This window comes from Polaromonas sp. P1_G1, assembly GCF_056405595.1.
Genome location: NZ_JBFUBU010000277.1, coordinates 1 through 380 on the forward strand (window position 1 = coordinate 1; position 380 = coordinate 380).

Consider the following 380-nt stretch of genomic DNA (forward strand, 5'->3'; position numbering starts at 1 on the left):
CTTTCTGTGCTTCTGCAAACGAACCAAAGTAGTCCTCCACGCGGAACAGGCTGATGGGCTTGAACACGTTGCTGTACTTCTTCAGGATCGCCTGGTTGGTCGGGCGAATGGCGTGTTTGGCGGCAATTTCCTGGCCTTCTTCGGAATACAAGAAGTTCAGGTAGGCCTTGGCCTGCTCGGCGGTGCCCTTCTTGGCCACGGTGCGTTCCACCACCGCCACGGGGTTTTCGGCCACCATAGAGCTGCTGGGGTGCACGGCGTCCACCTTGCCTGCGCCAAATTCGTTGTCCACGCTCACCACTTCCGATTCAAACGTGATCAGCACATCGCCAATATTGCGTTGCAAAAAGATCGTGGTCGCATCGCGGCCGCCCTTGGCC

The 380-nt window shown here is 57.9% G+C and carries 1 protein-coding gene; it reads right to left on the reverse strand.

Features of this window, described 5'->3' with window-relative positions; genetic code table 11:
• Nucleotides 1-380, reverse strand: a 380-nt coding sequence (locus AC1D1Y_RS26835) for a substrate-binding domain-containing protein (RefSeq protein ID WP_477685015.1), incomplete at both ends; no start/stop codon positions are given.